This is a genomic window from Pseudomonas sp. 20-5 (assembly GCF_056782835.1).
This window is the reverse complement of the sequence record NZ_CM165584.1, coordinates 4,685,738-4,703,367: the sequence shown is the minus strand read 5'-3', so window position 1 is coordinate 4,703,367 and position 17,630 is coordinate 4,685,738. Positions and strand designations below refer to the sequence as shown.

13 protein-coding genes are annotated in these 17,630 nt (G+C 68.0%); 5 read left to right on the top strand and 8 right to left on the bottom strand.

The window, feature by feature from the left end:
• Positions 1 to 25: 25 nt before the first annotated feature.
• Positions 26 to 1,189, top strand: a complete 1,164-nt coding sequence (locus AC1RB9_RS21720; protein ID WP_003109755.1) for an AAA family ATPase — start codon at positions 26 to 28, stop codon at positions 1,187 to 1,189.
• Between the two features lie 4 nt (positions 1,190 to 1,193).
• Here AC1RB9_RS21720 and AC1RB9_RS21715 read toward each other — a convergent pair whose 3' ends face one another.
• Positions 1,194 to 4,319, bottom strand: coding sequence for a transglycosylase domain-containing protein (locus tag AC1RB9_RS21715; RefSeq protein ID WP_033873705.1), 3,126 nt, complete (start codon positions 4,317 to 4,319; stop codon positions 1,194 to 1,196).
• Positions 4,320 to 4,473: 154 nt separating this feature from the next.
• Here AC1RB9_RS21715 and AC1RB9_RS21710 point away from each other — a divergent pair, with 154 nt between their 5' ends.
• Positions 4,474 to 4,683, top strand: coding sequence for a hypothetical protein (locus AC1RB9_RS21710; protein ID WP_009875978.1), 210 nt, complete (start codon positions 4,474 to 4,476; stop codon positions 4,681 to 4,683).
• Between the two features lie 430 nt (positions 4,684 to 5,113).
• Positions 5,114 to 6,529: an amino acid permease gene (locus AC1RB9_RS21705; protein WP_003103066.1), complete on the top strand. Its 1,416-nt coding sequence runs from the start codon at positions 5,114 to 5,116 to the stop codon at positions 6,527 to 6,529.
• 125 nt (positions 6,530 to 6,654) lie between these two features.
• Here the strand turns inward: AC1RB9_RS21705 and AC1RB9_RS21700 are convergent, their stop codons facing one another.
• Positions 6,655 to 7,470 carry a sulfite exporter TauE/SafE family protein gene (locus AC1RB9_RS21700; RefSeq protein ID WP_003159593.1) on the bottom strand — a complete coding sequence of 272 codons (816 nt, stop codon included), beginning with the start codon at positions 7,468 to 7,470 and terminating at the stop codon, positions 6,655 to 6,657.
• 106 nt (positions 7,471 to 7,576) lie between these two features.
• On the opposite strand from AC1RB9_RS21700, the gene AC1RB9_RS21695 reads away from it, so the two are divergent.
• A complete protein-coding gene (locus tag AC1RB9_RS21695; protein ID WP_003103062.1) occupies positions 7,577 to 8,365 on the top strand; it encodes an AraC family transcriptional regulator in 789 nt (262 codons plus the stop codon).
• On the opposite strand, the gene prpD is transcribed toward AC1RB9_RS21695, so the two are convergent.
• The 6 genes from prpD to AC1RB9_RS21665 all read right to left on the bottom strand — a co-directional run bounded on the left by prpD (position 8,343) and on the right by AC1RB9_RS21665 (position 16,854).
• The gene (gene prpD, locus AC1RB9_RS21690) at positions 8,343 to 9,827 is read right to left on the bottom strand and encodes a 2-methylcitrate dehydratase (RefSeq protein WP_003454669.1); all 1,485 of its coding nucleotides are present in this window, start codon (positions 9,825 to 9,827) and stop codon (positions 8,343 to 8,345) included. The genes AC1RB9_RS21695 and prpD overlap by 23 nt on opposite strands.
• Before the next feature lie 134 nt (positions 9,828 to 9,961).
• Positions 9,962 to 11,149: a 2-methylaconitate cis-trans isomerase PrpF gene (gene prpF / locus AC1RB9_RS21685; RefSeq protein WP_003103056.1), complete on the bottom strand. Its 1,188-nt coding sequence runs from the start codon at positions 11,147 to 11,149 to the stop codon at positions 9,962 to 9,964.
• 118 nt (positions 11,150 to 11,267) lie between these two features.
• Positions 11,268 to 13,874 carry a Fe/S-dependent 2-methylisocitrate dehydratase AcnD gene (gene acnD / locus AC1RB9_RS21680; RefSeq protein WP_003085627.1) on the bottom strand — a complete coding sequence of 869 codons (2,607 nt, stop codon included), beginning with the start codon at positions 13,872 to 13,874 and terminating at the stop codon, positions 11,268 to 11,270.
• Between the two features lie 130 nt (positions 13,875 to 14,004).
• The gene (prpC, locus tag AC1RB9_RS21675; RefSeq protein ID WP_003103050.1) at positions 14,005 to 15,132 is read right to left on the bottom strand and encodes a bifunctional 2-methylcitrate synthase/citrate synthase; all 1,128 of its coding nucleotides are present in this window, start codon (positions 15,130 to 15,132) and stop codon (positions 14,005 to 14,007) included.
• A gap of 92 nt (positions 15,133 to 15,224) precedes the next feature.
• Complete coding sequence (gene prpB / locus AC1RB9_RS21670; protein ID WP_003103044.1) at positions 15,225 to 16,121, bottom strand: methylisocitrate lyase; 897 nt, start codon at positions 16,119 to 16,121, stop codon at positions 15,225 to 15,227.
• Positions 16,122 to 16,131: 10 nt separating this feature from the next.
• Positions 16,132 to 16,854, bottom strand: coding sequence for a GntR family transcriptional regulator (locus AC1RB9_RS21665; RefSeq protein ID WP_003085635.1), 723 nt, complete (start codon positions 16,852 to 16,854; stop codon positions 16,132 to 16,134).
• Positions 16,855 to 16,971: 117 nt separating this feature from the next.
• Between AC1RB9_RS21665 and AC1RB9_RS21660 the strand changes: the two genes are divergently transcribed.
• On the top strand, positions 16,972 to 17,622 hold the full coding sequence (locus AC1RB9_RS21660; protein WP_003118644.1) for a class I SAM-dependent methyltransferase: 651 nt from the start codon (positions 16,972 to 16,974) through the stop codon (positions 17,620 to 17,622).
• Positions 17,623 to 17,630: the final 8 nt, after the last annotated feature.

The following is a 17,630-nucleotide window of genomic DNA, read 5'->3' as shown; positions in this document are numbered from 1 at the left end:
CGTTTCCGTTCCTTCGAGAGCAGCCATGCTGACCACCCTGGCGGTGTCCAACTACCGCACCCTGCGCGACCTGGTGATGCCGCTGCGGCGCCTGAACCTGATCACCGGCGCCAACGGCGCCGGCAAGTCCAACGTCTACCGGGCCTTGCGCCTGCTGGCGGACAGCGCGCGCGGCGAAGTGATCCCGTCGCTGGCGCGCGAGGGCGGCCTGCCATCGACCCTGTGGGCGGGACCGGAGGACATCAGCCGGGCCATGCGCAGTGGCGCCCAGCCGATCGAAGGCAGCGTGCGCCGGCAGTCGGTGAACCTGCGCCTGGGCTTCGCCGGGGAGGATTTCGGTTATTGCATCGACCTCGGCCTGCCGGAGCCAAGCCAGAGCAAGTTCGGTCTCGACCCGGTGATCAAGCGCGAATGCATCTGGGCCGGCCCGTTCCTGCGCCCGGCCAATGTCCTCGTCGACCGTCGCGGGCCGTTGTTGCGCGCACGCGGCGGCGGCGGTCGCTGGGAAGTGGCGGCGCAGCACCTCGCCACCTTCGACAGCATGCTGGGCGCGGCGGTGGACCCGCGACAGGTGCCGGAACTGCTCGGCCTGCGCGAGCGGATCCGCTCCTGGCGCTTCTACGACCATTTCCGCAGCGACGCCGAGGCACCGGCGCGGCGGCCGCAGATCGGCACCCATACGCCGGTGCTGGGCGCCGACGGCGCCGACCTGGCCGCGGCCCTGCAGACCATCCGCGAGATCGGCGATGCGGCGGCGCTGGACGAGGCGGTGGACGATGCCTTTCCCGGCAGCCGCCTGCACATCGACAACCCGGGAGGGCGCTTCGAAGTGCTGATCGAGCAGCCCGGCCTGCTGCGGCCGCTGCGCACCGCGGAGCTGTCGGACGGCACCCTGCGCTACCTGCTGTGGATCGCCGCCCTGTTGTCGCCGCGGCCGCCGGCGCTGCTGGTGCTCAACGAACCGGAAACCAGCCTGCATCCCGACCTGCTGCCGGCCCTCGGGCGCCTGGTCGGCCAGGCCGCGCAGCACTCCCAGGTGCTGGTGGTGTCGCACGCCGCGCGGCTTGTCGCGACGCTCGAAGAGCACCCGGAATGCCATTCGCTGGGGCTGGAGAAGGACTTCGGCGAGACCCGCATCCAGGGGCTGCGCGAGCTGGACCGACCGGCCTGGTACTGGCCGGTGCGCTGAACCGCTACAGGCGGCCGATCTGTTGCGGCGACAACGGTACCTGGCAGCGGGTGGCGGTGCGTGGGTCGAGGTAGTCCCTGAGGAGCGGTGCCATGCCCTTGAGTACCTGCACTGGCAGGGCCGAGGTGAACTTGAACTGGCTCGACTCGCTGCCGTCGACGTAGGCGGTGAGGGTACCGAAGTGCCGCGGGCCGATGTAGAAGACGAAAGTGGCGGTGCGGTTCAGTGCCTTCGAACTGCGCACGTGGCCGCCGGCGCTGAAGGTCTGCAGGCGGTTGTCGCCGGTGCCGGTCTTGCCGCCCATCACCAGTGGCGCGCCGTCCGGACGGCTGAAGGTGCCTTGCAGGCGCCGCGCGGTGCCGGCGTCGACCACCTGGGACAGGGCGTTGCGCAGGGTCGTGGCGACCTCCGAGGTCATCACCCGCTGGCCGAGGGTGGCTTCCGGGGCGAAGCGCGTCTCGTAGGGCGTACCCAGGGCGAAGTCGAGGTGCTCCAGGCGCAGGGTCGGCATGCGCACGCCATCGTTGACGATGATCCCCATCAGTTCGGCCAGCGCCGCCGGGCGGTCGCCGGAGCTGCCCAGGGCGGTGGCGTAGGAGGGCACCAGGTGATCGAAGGGATAGCCGAGTTTCTTCCATTGCTGGTGCAGGTCGAGGAAGGCCTCCACCTCCAGCAGGATGCGGATGCGCTTGTCGCGGGCGTTCTTGTGCCGCGACTTGAACAGCCAGCCGTAGACCTCCTTGCGCTCGGCGCCGCTGGCCGCCACCGCCTCGCCGAAGGTCGCCTGCGGCTGCTTCTGCAGATAGCCGAGCAGCCATAGCTCCAGCGGGTGCACGCGGGCGACGTAGCCCTGGTCGTTGAGGTTGAACTTGCCCGGGCCGTAGCGCTCGTACAACTCGGCGGCGCGCTTGTCTGTCAGGCTGCCGTGGGGCAGGCGTTCGCGGAGGAAGGCGCTGAAGCTCGCCAGGTCGGCCTGTGGCTGCAGGTAGCGGTGGATCGCGGCCAGCCGCACCGGCCAGGGACGCAGGCCGTCGAGGAAGGTCTCCAGGCGCTGGTTGGCGTCCTTGTCGCGGTACTTGACCCAGAAGCGGCGCAGGTAGACCTGGCTTTCCTTGTCGACGAAACGGTCGAGGTAGTCGGCGCGGCGCGGGTCCTTGTCGTCGGCCAGCAACTGCACCTTGCTCCCGGCGTTCTGGTAGATATCGTGGCGGATCAGGTCGCGCAGCAGGCGCACGAAGGGCAGGTTGATCGATTCGCGCAGGGCTTCCAGCAGCATCGGCCGGCGGCCGTTGTCTTCCTTGCGGAAGTTGTTGAAGGTGTGCAGCCCGCCGCCGGTGAAGAAGCTCTCGTAGGGGCTGGCCGAATAGCGCCGTTCCATGGCCGCCTGGAGCATCGCGGAAAGATCGCGGTCGCGGCTGGCGACCAGGTAGTCGATGCCCCAGCGGAGGATGAAATCGAGCGGCTCCACTTCCACCTTGCGCAGCTCGGCGACGCTCATGCCGCCATAGTCGCGGTGGATCTGCGCGACGGTCTCCAGGTAGCTGGCCAGCACCCGTAGCTTGGCGGTGGAGCCCAACTCCAGCTTGCTGCCTTCGTTGATGTCGAAGGGCTGGTCGGTGTTGTCGGTCTGCACCCGCACCTGGTTGCCGCTCGGCGTACGTTCGAACAGGGTGAAGCTGTAGCGTACCGAGCGGGTCGAGGTCGGGGTCAGCAGGCGTTCGCCGATCAGCCCGAGCTGGGCGGCGTAGTCCGGGTCGGCGAGTTTCTGCAAGTAGGCGGTGACGCTTTCCTGCAACTCGTGCTGGAGGGTGGTATTGGCCCGCAGGTCGAGACGGTCGAGGTCGTACAGTGGCACGCCGAGCATCCCGGCCAGGCGGGTGCGAGCCAGGGTCACGCCCTTGTTGGTCGGCAGCGGTTGCACCGTCGGCTGGCTGCGTGGGTCGCGGAACGCCAGCTTCTGCGCCAGCGCCGCATCGCGTAACGGCGCCTCGATGACGCCGGCCTGGGTCAGGACCCGCAGGTGGCTGTCGGTCATCCGGTCCAGCTCGTCGCGGCCGCGCGGCGCCAGATAGAAGGAAGGCCGGCGGTGGGCGATCATCAGCGCCAGCACCTGGCGCAGGGCCAGGCCCTGGGCGGCGAGTCCGGCCTTGCCGTCGAGTGCCTCGCCGACCTGCCGGTAGTCGGCGCCGTACCAGACCCACAGGCCATCGGCCAGGCCGGTGACCTCGCCGTAGCCCGGCGCCGCCGACAGCGGCACCGAGTTGAGGTAGGTGAGCACGATGTCCTGGCGCGCGGCGAAGTTGGCCGGGCCTTCGCGATAGCTGCGTACGCTGGCCGAGAGCATCTGCCGTAGCTTGTCGCCGATGCTGCCGGTGCGCCCTTCGGCAGAGTGGCGGTATTTCTCGATCTGGGTCGCCAGGGTGCTGCCGCCGGAGGAGTGCGCGCTGAAGCCGAGCATCTTGCCGACCTGCGACAGCGCCGCCTGGGTGAAGCGACCCCAGTCCACCGCCGGGTTGAGGTAGGGGCGTTCGTGATCGAGCAGGTCGCGGTTCTCGATGAACAGCAGGCTCTGCACCACCAGCGGCGGCAGGCTGGCGAAGTTCGCGTAGCGCCGTTGCGGATAGCGGAAGTCGTAGATCGGCACGCCGCGGCAATCGGCGATGTCCAGCCCGGCCTGGGCCTTTTCCGCGTAGGGCGGGAGCAGCCGGTGTTCGGCGTAGCGCATCAGTGCCGGGGAGAAGTGCGCCTGGCGGGTGATGGCGTAGTCGCGGTCGTACAGGCGCTGCATGAACGAAGGCAGCAACTGGTAGCCGAGGCGGCGGTCGAAGGGGCCGTCCGCCGGGAACAGGATGGCCTCGCTGGGACCCTGGCGCACCTCGTAGTCCAGGGTCGCGGCATAGCGTGCCAGCTCGCGTGCCTGCAGCCGCGAGGTGTGCGCTTCGTGAAGTACCACGATGCCCACCGCGGCGAGGATCGGCAAGGCGAAGCCGATCAGCATCAGGCGTTGGCGGAGACGGCTTTTTCGAGGAGAAGCGGAGGCAGGGAGACTGCAGGGTTGCAGCTCGGAAGGGTCGTTCGTGGATCGTTCTGATGCACCCATGCTCGCACCGCCTGTAGCTGCGCAATTCATCCGCACCTGGGGGGAAGTCTAGTTGTCCCGCTGCAACCCTGCTGTCATTCGTGCAAGGAAAATCTCCCCGGCGGCAATCGGACGACCGAGGATTGGAGCGGCGTGGCGCAGGGGTTAGAGTGTCTGTCTGAGTTCCTTGTGTTTCGGGTCCGGAATGTCGATGCGCACACTTTTTCCCCTTCTCGTCGGTGTCGTCCTGGCGGGTTTCTCCGGCCTCGCGGCGCAGGCCGCGCCGGCGCCCTTCTACAAATGGCAGAGCAAGCTCGACGGCCAGGTCGCCTGCATGCAGACCTCGCCGGGAGACGGCTGGGTCAGGCTCGACGGCCCCTACCGCGATCTCCGCTGCCGCGAACCCCTGCGCTGACCCCATGCAGCGCAGCCGGCTGCTCGAGCGCAGCTGGCGCCTGCAAGGCCAGCGCGAAACCGTCCACTCCCGGCTCGGCCGGCCGCTGTCCCTGCTGCTGCGCGCGCGGCCCAGGGAGTGAATCCATTCAGCGTTGGCGGTCCTTACGCCTTTGGTCCAGTTGCCCCATCGCGGGGCATGACGGCCTTGAAATCTTGTGTAAAACTCCGGCCCGACCTCAGTTGTAGTCGACTCCCGCAATGCCCACGTTCGCTCCACGAGAGCGGACAGCCTCTTCCGGTGTGCAGTCCTGGAACCTATGACGCCCCGTCGTCGCCCGCTGTGCGGTATCGCGCAGGGGCCGCGCCGTTGGCGAAATCCGCTTCCCTACCCCGACCGCACGAGCGAGTCCGCAACTGATCTATCTCAATAACAAAATGAGGTTGTTCCCATGTCGTCTGTCGGCGAACAGAAGGTTCAAGACGGCTCCCTGAAGCGCGAGCTCGGTGAGCGACACATCCGCCTGATGGCGCTCGGCGCCTGTATCGGCGTCGGCCTGTTCCTGGGCTCGGCGAAGGCCATCCAGATGGCCGGCCCGGCCATCATGATCTCCTACATCCTCGGCGGCCTGGCGATCCTGGTGATCATGCGCGCCCTCGGCGAGATGGCGGTACACAATCCGGTGGCCGGTTCCTTCAGCCAGTACGCCAAGGACTACCTGGGCCCGCTGGCGGGCTTCATCACCGGCTGGAACTACTGGTTCCTCTGGCTGGTGACCTGTGTCGCCGAAATCACCGCCGTCGCCGTCTACATGGGTATCTGGTTCCCCGACGTGCCGCGCTGGATCTGGGCCCTGGCGGCCCTGGCGAGCATGGGCACGATCAACCTCATCGCGGTGCGTGCCTTCGGCGAGTTCGAGTTCTGGTTCGCCCTGATCAAGATCGTCACCATCCTGGCGATGGTGGTGGTCGGCATCGGCATGATCGCCTTCGGCTTCGGCAACGACGGCATCGCCACCGGCATCTCCAACCTCTGGGCCCACGGCGGCTTCATGCCCAATGGCATCCAGGGCGTGCTGATGTCGCTGCAGATGGTGATGTTCGCCTACCTCGGGGTGGAAATGATCGGCCTCACCGCCGGCGAAGCGCGTAACCCGACCAAGACCATTCCCAGCGCGATCAACTCGGTGTTCTGGCGCATCCTGCTGTTCTATGTCGGCTCGCTGTTCGTGATCATGTCGCTCTATCCGTGGAACGAGATCGGCACCCAGGGCAGCCCCTTCGTGATGACCTTCGAGCGCATGGGCATCAAGACCGCCGCCGGGATCATCAACTTCGTGGTGATCACCGCCGCGCTGTCGTCCTGCAATGGCGGCATCTTCAGTACCGGGCGCATGCTCTACAGCCTGGCCCAGCATCGCCAGGCCCCGGCCTTCTTCGGCAAGGCCTCGCGCAGCGGCGTACCGCGCCGGGCGCTGATCCTGTCGATCCTGGCGCTGCTGCTGGGCGTGTTGCTGAACTACCTGGTGCCGGAGAAGGTATTCGTCTGGGTGACTTCCATCGCCACCTTCGGCGCGATCTGGACCTGGGCGATGATCCTGCTGGCCCAGTTGCGCTTCCGCAAGACGCTCAGCCCGGCCGAGTGCGACAAGCTGCAATACCGCATGTGGCTGTACCCGGTCAGTTCCTACCTGGCGCTGGCGTTCCTGGTGATGGTGGTGGTGCTGATGGCCTTCTTCGAGGACACCCGCATCGCCCTCTACATCGGCCCGCCGTTCATCCTGCTGCTGACCGTCCTGTACTACGCCTTCAACCTGGCGCCGAAGGAGCCTGCCGGCACCGGCTCGGTAAGCCGCGCGGCGTCCTGAGCGGTGTAGCGCCGGAAAAGAAAAGGGGCCTCGGACGAGGCCCTTTTTTCGTTGCGCCGATATCCGGTCCGGTGCATCCGGCGGATAACGCCGTTGGCGTTATTCGCCCTACCCAGGCTGGGGCATCAGCCCGCCAGCATGCTCAGCATCACCGCCGCCAGCAGGCCGACGTACACCCGTGCATGCAGCGCATCGGGAATCCGCCCGATCAGCGGGGTCGCCAGGCGGATGCCGAGCCAGCCGCCGCCGGCCAGGGTGGCGAAGGCCAGCAGGTCGATGTAGCCGACGAAGCCTCGGCCCAGGCCTTGCTCCTGGTAGCCGGCCAGGACCAGGTAGGTAAGGGTGCCGCCAAGAGCCACCGGCAGGCTCAGCGGGTTGGCCATGGAGGTCGCCTGGGTCATGCTCAGCCCGCAGCGGCGCAGCAGTGGTACGGTCATCACGCTGCCTCCGACGCCGAGGAAGGTGGCGATCGCACCGATCAGCGTTCCGCCCAGGCGCGTCTCGCCGACGCCCAGCGGCCGCGCCTGGCGCTCCTCGGCGCGGCTGAGGAAGCCGCGACGCAACAGGCAGTCGAGGATGGTGATGGCGAGGTAGGCGACGAAGGCCAGGCGAATGAAGTCGCCGCTGGCCAGGCCGACCAGCGCCGCGCCAAGCACCGCGCCGATACCGATGTACGCGCCCAGCGGCCAGACATAGGCGCGCAGCAGGCTGCCGGCGCGCCGGTGGCGATAGGTGGCGAGGGCGGCGTTGACGATCATCACGCAGGTCGAGGTGGCCACCGCGACCTGCATGGCCGCCTGGGCCAGCGGGTCGTCGGCGGCGCGACCGAGTTGCAGCAGGTGATAGAGCAGCGGCACCACCACGAAGCCGCCGCCAAAGCCGAACAACACGGCGCTGACCCCGGTGAGGCAGCCGCAGAGAAAGAGCAGGAGATAGAACATGGCGGGTTTCCGGAGCGAGAGCGGAAGGCCAGCTTAGGCGTCCCGGGGCTGGCCCGCTTCGCGAGGTTGGCCAATACTATTCGCGTTTCGGCCAGATGCTTCGACCATGCGCAACGCTTCCATCGAGCAGTACGACGCCACGCCCCGGGCCGTGGTGGCCATGGGTACCGACTATCCCGACGGCTACCTGCTGCCGCGCCATCGGCATCGTCGCGCGCAATTGCTGTACGGTGCCAGCGGGGTGATGCAGGTGCGTACCGGCGACGCCGGCTGGGTGGTGCCGCCACAGCGCGCAGTGTGGATTCCGCCGGGCGTCGAGCACGAGGTGCGAATGCTCGGGGTGAGCACCCGCAGCCTGTACATCGAGCCCGGCAGCGCCATGGCGATGCCGGCGCACTGCCAGGTGCTGGCGGTGTCGCCGCTGCTGCGGCAACTGTTGCTGGCGGCGGTGGACATGCCCCTGGAATACGACACCGAAGGTCGCGACGGCGCGTTGGCGACGCTGTTGCTCCATGAGCTGGCGGCGGCCGAGACGCTGCCGCTGCACGTGCCCTTGCCGCCCGAGCCGCGCTGGCTGGCGCTCTGCGAGGCGTTCCTCGTCGAGCCCGACATCCGCGCCAGCGCCGAACGCTGGGCCGGGTTGCTGCATACCAGCCTGCGCAGTTTCAACCGCACCTTCCGTCGCTACACCGGCCTCAGCTTCGGTGCCTGGAAGCAACGCGCCTGCGTGGTGCAGGCACTGGCGCGGCTGGCCGGCGGCGAAACGGTCACCGCCATCGCCCTGGACTGCGGCTACCAGAGCCCGGCAGCCTTCTCGACCATGTTCCGCCGGGTCCTCGGCCAGCCGCCCAGCGCCTTCCAGGCGGGCGCGCTCAGATCGCCAGGAGGTCCATGAAGCGGTTCACCGGCGTGGCTTCCAGCGATGCCTGGTGGCTGCACAGGTCGAAGATCCTCTGGCAGCGCTGCGGCGGGAAGCGCGTGGCCAGGTTGGCCTTGAACTTCTCCTGCAGCAGCGGGATGCCTTCGGCGCGCCGGCGGCGATGGCCGAGCGGGTACTCCACGGCGACCTGGCCGGTGCTGCTGCCGTCGTCGAAGAACACTTCCACGGCGTTGGCGATGGAGCGCTTGTCCGCCTCCAGGTATTCACGGCTGTAGCGCGGCTCCTCGACGATCTCCATTTTCTCGCGCAAGCGATCGATCAGCGGGTGGGCGGCGTGGAAGGCGTCCTCGTAGTGCTCGGCCACCAGGTCGCCGAAGATCAGCGGCACGGCGGTCATGTACTGCAGGCAATGGTCGCGGTCGGCGGGGTTGGCCAGCGGGCCGACCTTGGAAATGATGCGGATCGCCGACTCGTGGGTGGTGATGACGATGCGGCTGATCCGTTGCAGGCGGTCCTTCACCAGCGGATGCAGGCGCACGGCGGCCTCGGCGGCGGTCTGCGCGTGGAATTCGGCGGGGAAGCTGATCTTGAACAGCACGTTTTCCATCACGTAGCTGCCGTAGCCCTGGGGGAAGCTGAAGCGCCGCTTGTCCTCGGGCTTGGTCGCCAGGTCCTTGCTGGTGTGGCTGAACAGGACATCGTAGAAACCCCATTGCGGCGCGCTGAGCACGCCGGGGATGCCCATCTCGCCGCGCAAGGCGATGTCCGCCAGGCGCACGCCGCGGCTCGTCGCGTCGCCTGCGGCCCAGGACTTGCGCGAGCCGGCGTTCGGTGCGTGACGGTAGGTGCGCAGGGCCTGGCCGTCGACGAAGGCGTGGGAGAGGGCGGCCAGCAGTTGCTCGCAGTCGGCCCCCATCAGCTTGGCGCAGACGGCGGTGGACGCGACCTTGACCAGCAGCACATGGTCGAGGCCGACGCGATTGAACGAGTTCTCCAGGGCGATCACGCCCTGGATCTCGTGGGCCATGATCATCGCTTCCAGTACCTGGCGCATGCTCAGCGGCGCTTCGCCGTTGGCCAGGCGTTTCTGCGAGAGGTGGTCGGCGACGGCGAGGATGCCGCCGAGGTTGTCCGAGGGATGGCCCCACTCGGCGGCCAGCCAGGTGTCGTTGTAGTCCAGCCAGCGGACGATGCAGCCGATGTCCCAGGCGGCCTTGACCGGGTCGAGCCGGAAGGAGGTGCCCGGCACCCGCGCGCCGTGCGGGACCAGGGTGCCCTCGACCAGCGGGCCGAGGTGCTTGGTGCATTCCGGGAAGCGCAGCGCCAGCAGGCCGCAGCCGAGGGTATCCATCAGGCAGTTGCGGGCGGTGTCCAGGGCCTCCGTGGAATCGATGCGGTAGTCCAGCACGTAGTCGGCGATGTCCTGCAGGACGGCGTCGTAGTCGGGACGTTGGTTGAGATCGACGTTGGCACTCATCGCGTACTCCAGTGGTTCGTAAGTGGTGGGTTTCCTCTCGGGTCAGGCTGGTTCGGGGATGGTTTTTCTTGTCGTGGCTGCAAGACGCCCCGGCCTTTCGCGGTGGCGGAAGGCCGTGGCAAGGATAGGTCGGTTCAGAAGGCGTCGCCGGGTACGCGCACCCAGCCTTCCATGAGGATTCGCGCGCTGCGGCTCATGATCGCCTTGGTCACCGTCCATTCGCCGTTCGCCTGGCTGGCCTCGGCGCCCACTCGCAGGGTGCCGGAGGGATGGCCGAAGCGTACCGCGCTGCGTTCGCCGCCGCCGGCGGCGAGGTTCACCAGGGTGCCGGGAATGGCTGCGGCGGTGCCGATGGCCACCGCCGCGGTACCCATCATCGCGTGGTGCAGCTTGCCCATGGACAGCGCGCGGACCAGCAGGTCGATATCGCCGGCCGCCACCAGCTTGCCGCTGGCGGTGCGGTAGTCGCGGGGCGGGGCGACGAAGGCGATCTTCGGCGTGTGCTGGCGGGTCGCGGCTTCCTCGGGGGTCTTGATCAGGCCCATGCGCAGGGCGCCGGCGACGCGGATCCGTTCGAAGCGCGCCAGTTGCTGCGGGTCGCCGTTGATCTCTTCGCGCAGCTCGGTGCCGCGGTAGCCGATCTCCTCGGCATTGACGAACACCGTGGGAATCCCGGCGTTGATCATGGTCGCCTTGAAGGTACCGACCCCCGGCACCTCCAGATCGTCCACCAGGTTGCCGGTGGGGAACATGGCGCCGCCGTCCTCGCCGTCGTCGGACGGGTCGAGGAACTCCAGCACGATCTCGGCCGCCGGGAAGGTCACTCCGTCCAGCTCGAAGTCGCCGGTTTCCTGGACTTGGCCGCCGCTCACCGGCACGTGGGCGATGATGGTCTTGCCGATATTGGCCTGCCAGATGCGCACCTCGCAGATGCCGTCTTCCGGTATCCGCGCCGGATCCACCAGCCCGGCGTGCAGGGCGAAGGCGCCGGCCCCGGTGGAGAGGTTGCCGCAGTTGCCGCTCCAGTCGACGAAGGGCTTGTCGATGGAGACCTGGCCGTAGAGGTAGTCGACGTCATGGCCCGGCTGGCTGCTCTTCGAGAGGATCACGCACTTGCTGGTGCTGGAGGTGGCGCCGCCCATCCCGTCGATGTGCGCGGCATAGGGGTCGGGACTGCCGATCACCCGCATGAACAGCCGGTCGCGCGCCTCGCCGGGGACCCGGCAGGATTCCGGCAGGTCTTCCAGGCGGAAGAACACGCCCTTGCTGGTGCCGCCGCGCAGGTAGGTGGCGGGGATGCGGATCTGGGGTGGGTGGGCCATGCGTCGTCGTCCTCGGCAATCGAATTCAGGGGCAGCGGCTGCGTTCGACAGCCGCTGCCGGTCGTCGGCGGATGACGCTACGCGTCGTCCGTCCTACCAGGGTGTTTCGCCGGCGCCATCAGGCGCCGGCCGCCTCCAGGAAGTCCTGGGCGAAGCGTTGCAGTACGCCGCCGGCTTCGTAGATGGAGACTTCCTCGTCGCTGTCCAGGCGGCAGGTCACCGGCACTTCGAGCCGCTCCCCGTCGCGCCGGTGGATGACCAGGGTCAGGTCGGCGCGCGGCCGGCGAGCGCCGAGCACGTCGAAGGTCTCGCTGCCGTCGATCCCCAGGGTCAGGCGGGTGGTACCCGGCTTGAACTCCAGCGGCAGCACGCCCATGCCGATCAGGTTGGTGCGGTGGATGCGCTCGAAGCCCTCGGCGACGATCGCCTCCACCCCGGCCAGGCGCACGCCCTTGGCTGCCCAGTCGCGCGAAGAACCCTGCCCGTAGTCGGCGCCGGCGACGATGATCAGCGGCTGCTTGCGCTCCATGTAGGTCTCGATGGCTTCCCACATGCGCATCACCTTGCCTTCCGGCTCGACCCGCGCCAGCGAACCCTGCTTCACGCTGCCGTCGGCGTTGCGCACCATCTCGTTGAACAGCTTCGGGTTGGCGAAGGTCGCGCGTTGTGCGGTGAGGTGGTCGCCGCGGTGGGTGGCGTAGGAGTTGAAGTCCTCCTCGGGCAGGCCCATTTTCGCCAGGTATTCGCCCGCCGCGCTGTCGGCGAGGATCGCGTTGGACGGCGACAGGTGGTCGGTGGTGATGTTGTCCGGCAGCACCGCCAGCGGGCGCATGCCGCGCAGGGTGCGTTCGCCGGCGAGGGCGCCTTCCCAGTACGGCGGGCGGCGGATGTAAGTGCTCGTCGGGCGCCAGGCGTAGAGCGGGTCGACCTTCTCGCGCTCGCCGTGGGTGATGTCGAACATCGGGATGTAGACCTGGCGGAACTGCTCGGGCTTCACCGCCGCCCTGACCACCGCGTCGATCTCCTCGTCGCTCGGCCAGAGGTCCTTCAGGCGGATCTCCTTGCCGTCCACCACGCCGAGCACGTCGCGCTCGATGTCGAAGCGGATGGTCCCGGCGATGGCGTAGGCCACCACCAGCGGCGGCGAGGCGAGGAAGGCCTGCTTGGCGTAGGGGTGGATGCGCCCGTCGAAGTTGCGGTTGCCGGAGAGCACCGCGGTGGCGTACAGGTCGCGCTCGACGATCTCCTGCTGGATCGCCGGGTCGAGGGCGCCGGACATGCCGTTGCAAGACGTGCAGGCGTAGGCCACCACGCCGAAGCCGAGGGCTTCCAGGTGCGGCAGCAGGCCGGCTTCGCGCAGGTATTCGGTGACCACCTTGGAGCCGGGTGCCAGCGAGGTCTTCACCCATGGCTTGCGGACCAGGCCGAGGCGGTCGGCGTTGCGCGCCAGCAGGCCGGCGGCGATCACGTTGCGCGGGTTGCTGGTGTTGGTGCAACTGGTGATCGCGGCGATGATCACCGCGCCGTCCGGCATCAGGCCCTCGGCTTCCTCGGCGCGGGCCCGCTCGAGGTTGCCGGCGATGCCTTTCGCCGCCAGTTCGCTGGTGGCGACCCTGGCGTGCGGATTGGACGGGCCGGCCATGTTGCGCACCACGCTGGACAGGTCGAACTTCAGTACCCGCTCGTACTCGGCGTCGACCAGGCTGTCGGCCCAGAGTCCGGCGGTGCGCGCATAGGCCTCCACCAGGGCGACCTGCTCGTCGTCGCGGCCGGTGAGGCGCAGGTAGTCGATGGTCTGCTGGTCGATGGCGAACATCGCCGCAGTGGCGCCGTATTCCGGAGCCATGTTGGAGATGGTCGCGCGGTCGCCGAGGGTCAGGCTGGAGGCGCCTTCGCCGTAGAACTCCAGGTAGGCGCCGACCACCTTCTGCTTGCGCAGGAACTCGGTCAGGGCCAGCACCACGTCGGTGGCGGTGATGCCCGGCTGGCGACGGCCGCTCAGCTCGACGCCGACGATGTCCGGCAGGCGCATCCAGGAGGCGCGGCCGAGCATCACGTTCTCCGCTTCCAGGCCACCGACGCCGATGGCGATCACGCCCAGGGCGTCGACGTGCGGGGTATGGCTGTCGGTGCCCACGCAGGTATCGGGGAAGGCCACGCCGTCGCGCGCCTGGATCACCGGCGACATTTTCTCCAGGTTGATCTGGTGCATGATGCCGTTGCCCGGCGGGATCACGTCGACGTTGCGGAAGGCCTGCTTGGTCCAGTCGATGAAGTGGAAGCGGTCCTCGTTGCGGCGGTCCTCGATGGCGCGGTTCTTGGCGAAGGCCTCGGGGTCGTAGCCGCCGCATTCCACCGCCAGCGAGTGGTCGACGATCAGTTGCACCGGCACCACCGGGTTGACCTGGGCCGGGTCGCCGCCCTTGTCGGCGATGGCGTCGCGCAGGCCGGCGAGGTCGACCAGCGCGGTCTGCCCGAGGATGTCATGGCAGACCACCCGCGCCGGGTACCAGGGGAAGTCGAGGTCGCGCTTGCGCTCGACCAGTTGGCGCAGCGAAGCCTCCAGGGTCGCCGGGTCGCAGCGGCGCACCAGGTTCTCGGCGAGCACGCGGGAGGTATAGGGCAGCTTGGCGTAGGCGCCGGGCTGGATCGCCTCGACCGCCTCGCGGGCGTCGAAGTAGTCCAGGCGGGTGCCGGGGAGCGGTTTGCGGTGTGCGCTGTTCATGGCTCGGACTCAATCACGGGGTGTTCGGAAGCGTGTCGCTCGCGCCGTGGCGCAGCCCACGCCGGCCTTTCGAATTCTGGGTGCGGCAACCGTCCGGCGCGCTCGCGTTCGGCGCGCCGGACGGCATGGATCAGCGTTGCTCCAGCGGCACGAACGCACGCTGCTCGACGCCGGTGTACTCGGCGCTCGGGCGGATGATGCGGTTGTTGGCGCGCTGTTCGAAGACGTGGGCGGTCCAGCCGCTGGTCCGCGAGCAGACGAAGATCGGCGTGAACAGCTTGGTCGGGATGCCCATGAAGTGATACGCCGAGGCGTGGTAGAAGTCGGCGTTGGGGAACAGCTTCTTCTGCTCCCACATGGTCTTGTCGATGGCCTCGGAAACCGCGAACAGGACCTTGTCGCCGACCTCGTCGGCGAGCTGCTTCGACCAACCCTTGATCACTTCGTTGCGTGGGTCGGAATCCTTGTAGATGGCATGCCCGAAGCCCATGATCTTGTCCTTGCGCTCGAGCATCTTCAGCAGCTCGGCGGTGGCTTCCTGCGGCGAAGAGAAGCGTTCGATCAGTTCCATCGCCGCCTCGTTGGCGCCGCCGTGCAGCGGGCCGCGCAGCGAGCCGATGGCGCCGGTGACGCAGGAGTAGAGGTCGGACAGGGTCGAGGCGCAAACCCGCGCGGTGAAGGTGGATGCGTTGAACTCATGCTCGGCGTAGAGGATCAGCGAGACGTTCATCACCTTCACGTGCAGCTCGCTGGGCTTCTTGCCGTGGAGCAGGGCGAGGAAGTGCCCGCCGATGGTCGGCTCGTCGCTGTTGCAGTCGATGCGCTGGCCTTCGTGGGTGAAGCGGTACCAGTAGGTCATGATCGCCGGGAAGGCGGCGAGCAGGCGGTCGGCGACGTCGCGCTGCTGGTCGAAGCTCAGCTCCGGTTCCAGGGTGCCGAGGACCGAGGCGCCAGTGCGCATCACGTCCATCGGGTGGGCGTCCTTGGGAATCCGTTCGAGAACTTCCTTCAGCGCCTGCGGCAGGTCGCGCTGGCCCTGGAGCTTCTTCAGGTAGGCGTCGAGCTGTTGCTTGTTCGGCAGTTCGCCGTAGAGCAGCAGGTAGGCGACTTCCTCGAAGATCGCCGCCGCCGCCAGGTCGCGGACGTCGTAGCCACGGTAGGTCAGGCCGGCGCCTTCCTGGCCGACGGTGGACAGGGCTGTCTGACCGGCCACCTGGCCACGCAGGCCGGCGCCACTCAGTACTTTTGCTTCAGCCATTGCTCTCTCCTTTCTTGAACTTTTTCTGGATGCTGCAACTCGGTTTCACGGGGTTCGCGGACCGGCGCTCAGGCGCACGCCGGGCTCGATGTTCAGGCGTTCTTCTTCTGCGCGAAGAGCGCGTCGAGCTTCTGCTCGAAGCTGTGGTAATCGATGCGATCGTACAGCTCCATGCGGGTCTGCATGGTATCGATCACATTCTTCTGGGTGCCGTCGCGACGGATCGCGGTGTAGACGTTCTCCGCCGCCTTGTTCATGGCGCGGAAGGCCGACAGCGGGTAGAGCACCAGGGACACGTCGGCGGAGGCCAGTTCGTCGGTGGTGAACAGCGGGGTGGCGCCGAACTCGGTGATGTTGGCCAGCACCGGCACCTTCACCGCGGCGGCGAATTCCTTGTACATGGCCAGTTCGGTCATGGCTTCCGGGAAGATCATGTCGGCACCGGCCTCGACACAGGCGCAGGCGCGGTCGATGGCGGCCTGCAGGCCTTCCACGGCCAGCGCGTCGGTGCGCGCCATGATCACGAAGGAGTCGTCGCTGCGGGCATCGACGGCGGCCTTGATGCGGTCGACCATCTCCTGCTGCGAGACGATCTCCTTGTTCGGCCTATGGCCGCAGCGCTTGGCGCCGACCTGGTCCTCGATATGCATCGCGGCGGCGCCGAACTTGATCATCGACTTCACCGTGCGGGCGACGTTGAACGCCGAGGAGCCGAAGCCGGTGTCGACGTCCACCAGCAGCGGCAGGTCGCAGACGTCGGTGATCCGGCGCACGTCGGTGAGCACGTCGTCGAGGCCGCTGATACCCAGGTCCGGCAGGCCCAGGGAACCGGCGGCGACGCCGCCGCCGGACAGGTAGATGGCCTTGAAGCCGGCGCGCTTGGCCAGCAGGGCGTGGTTGGCGTTGATGGTGCCGACCACCTGCAGCGGGTGTTCGGTGGCCACGGCTTCGCGGAAGCGCTGGCCGGGGGTAAGGGACGTCTGGCTCATCACGGACCTCTTAGACGGTGGAGGAAGCGGAGGCGAGCTTCGCCGGCTGGGGTTCCAGCTGGCGCTCGATATTGCGGCGCGACGCACTGATGTGGCGGCGCATCAGCAGCTCGGCCAGTTCGCCGTCACGGTCGGCGATGGCGTCGAGAATGCGGTGGTGTTCGGCGAAGGCCTGGCGCGGCCGGTTCGGCGTGGTCGAGTACTGGATGCGGTACATCCGCACCAGTTGGTAGAGCTCGCCGCAGAGCATGCGGGTGAGAGTGGCGTTGCCGCTGCCCTGGATGATCCGGTAGTGGAAGTCGTAGTCGCCTTCCTGCTGGTAATAGCCGCGCCCGGCCTGGAACGCCTCGTCGCGCTCGTGGGTGTCGAGCACTCGGCGCAACTCGTCGATCTCGGCCTGGCTCATGCGCTCGGCGGCCAGTCGGCAGGCCATGCCTTCCAGGGACTCGCGGATCTCGTAGAGCTCGATCAGCTCGGCGTGGCTCAGCGACACCACCCGCGCCCCGACATGCGGCACCCGCACCAGCAGGCGCAGGCCTTCCAGGCGGTGGATCGCCTCGCGCAGCGGGCCGCGGCTGATGCCGTAGGTGCGCGCCAGCTCCGGCTCGGAGATCTTGCTGCCCGGCGCGATCTCGCCGCTGACGATGGCGCTCTGGATCTTGCGGAAGACGTGTTCCGACAAGGTCTCTCCGTCGTCATGGGCAATCTCGAGAGGGGGCGGGTTCTGGGTCATGGTACTGGCTGTCCGGGTCGATGTGTCGACAATGTTTGCGAAAGCTACCGCCTGGATTGCGTGGGGTCAATCATTCGTCGCTTGATTGTCGACAATCGTCTAATGCATCGCTGGTCTATGCTTTCCCCTCCAGCCGCTGTGCCAGGAGAGAGTTTCGTGGGCATCTATGACCGTTACGTGTTGCCGCGCCTGATCGACTTCGCCTGCGGCATGGGCGACGTGATGAAGCAGCGTTCGCTGCTGGTGCCGCGCGCCCATGGGCGGGTGCTGGAGATCGGTCTGGGCACCGGGCTCAACCTGGGCTTCTACGACGCGGCGAAGGTGTCGGCGATCGTCGGCGTCGACCCGGCCGCGCAAATGCAGGCGCTGGCCCGCGAGCGCGCGGCGCAAATCGGCATCCCGGTGGAAATGGTCGCCCTCGAGCTTGGCGAGATCCGCGCCGAGGCGGAAAGCTTCGACACCATCGTCTGCACTTTCACCCTTTGCTCCATCGCCGCGCCGCTGCCGGCGCTGGGCGAGATGCGTCGGGTGCTGAAGCGTGGCGGCGAATTGCTGTTCTGCGAGCACGGGCGCGCGCCGGACGCCTCGGTGCTGGCCTGGCAACGGCGCCTGACGCCCTGGTGGAAACCGCTGGCCGGCGGTTGCCATCTGGACCGCGACATGCCGGCCTTGCTGCGCGAGGCCGGCTTTCGCATCGACGAGCTGGAACAGGGCTACCTGCCCGGGCCGCGGCCGATGACCTACGTCTACCGCGGCGTCGCGCGCTGAATCCGGGC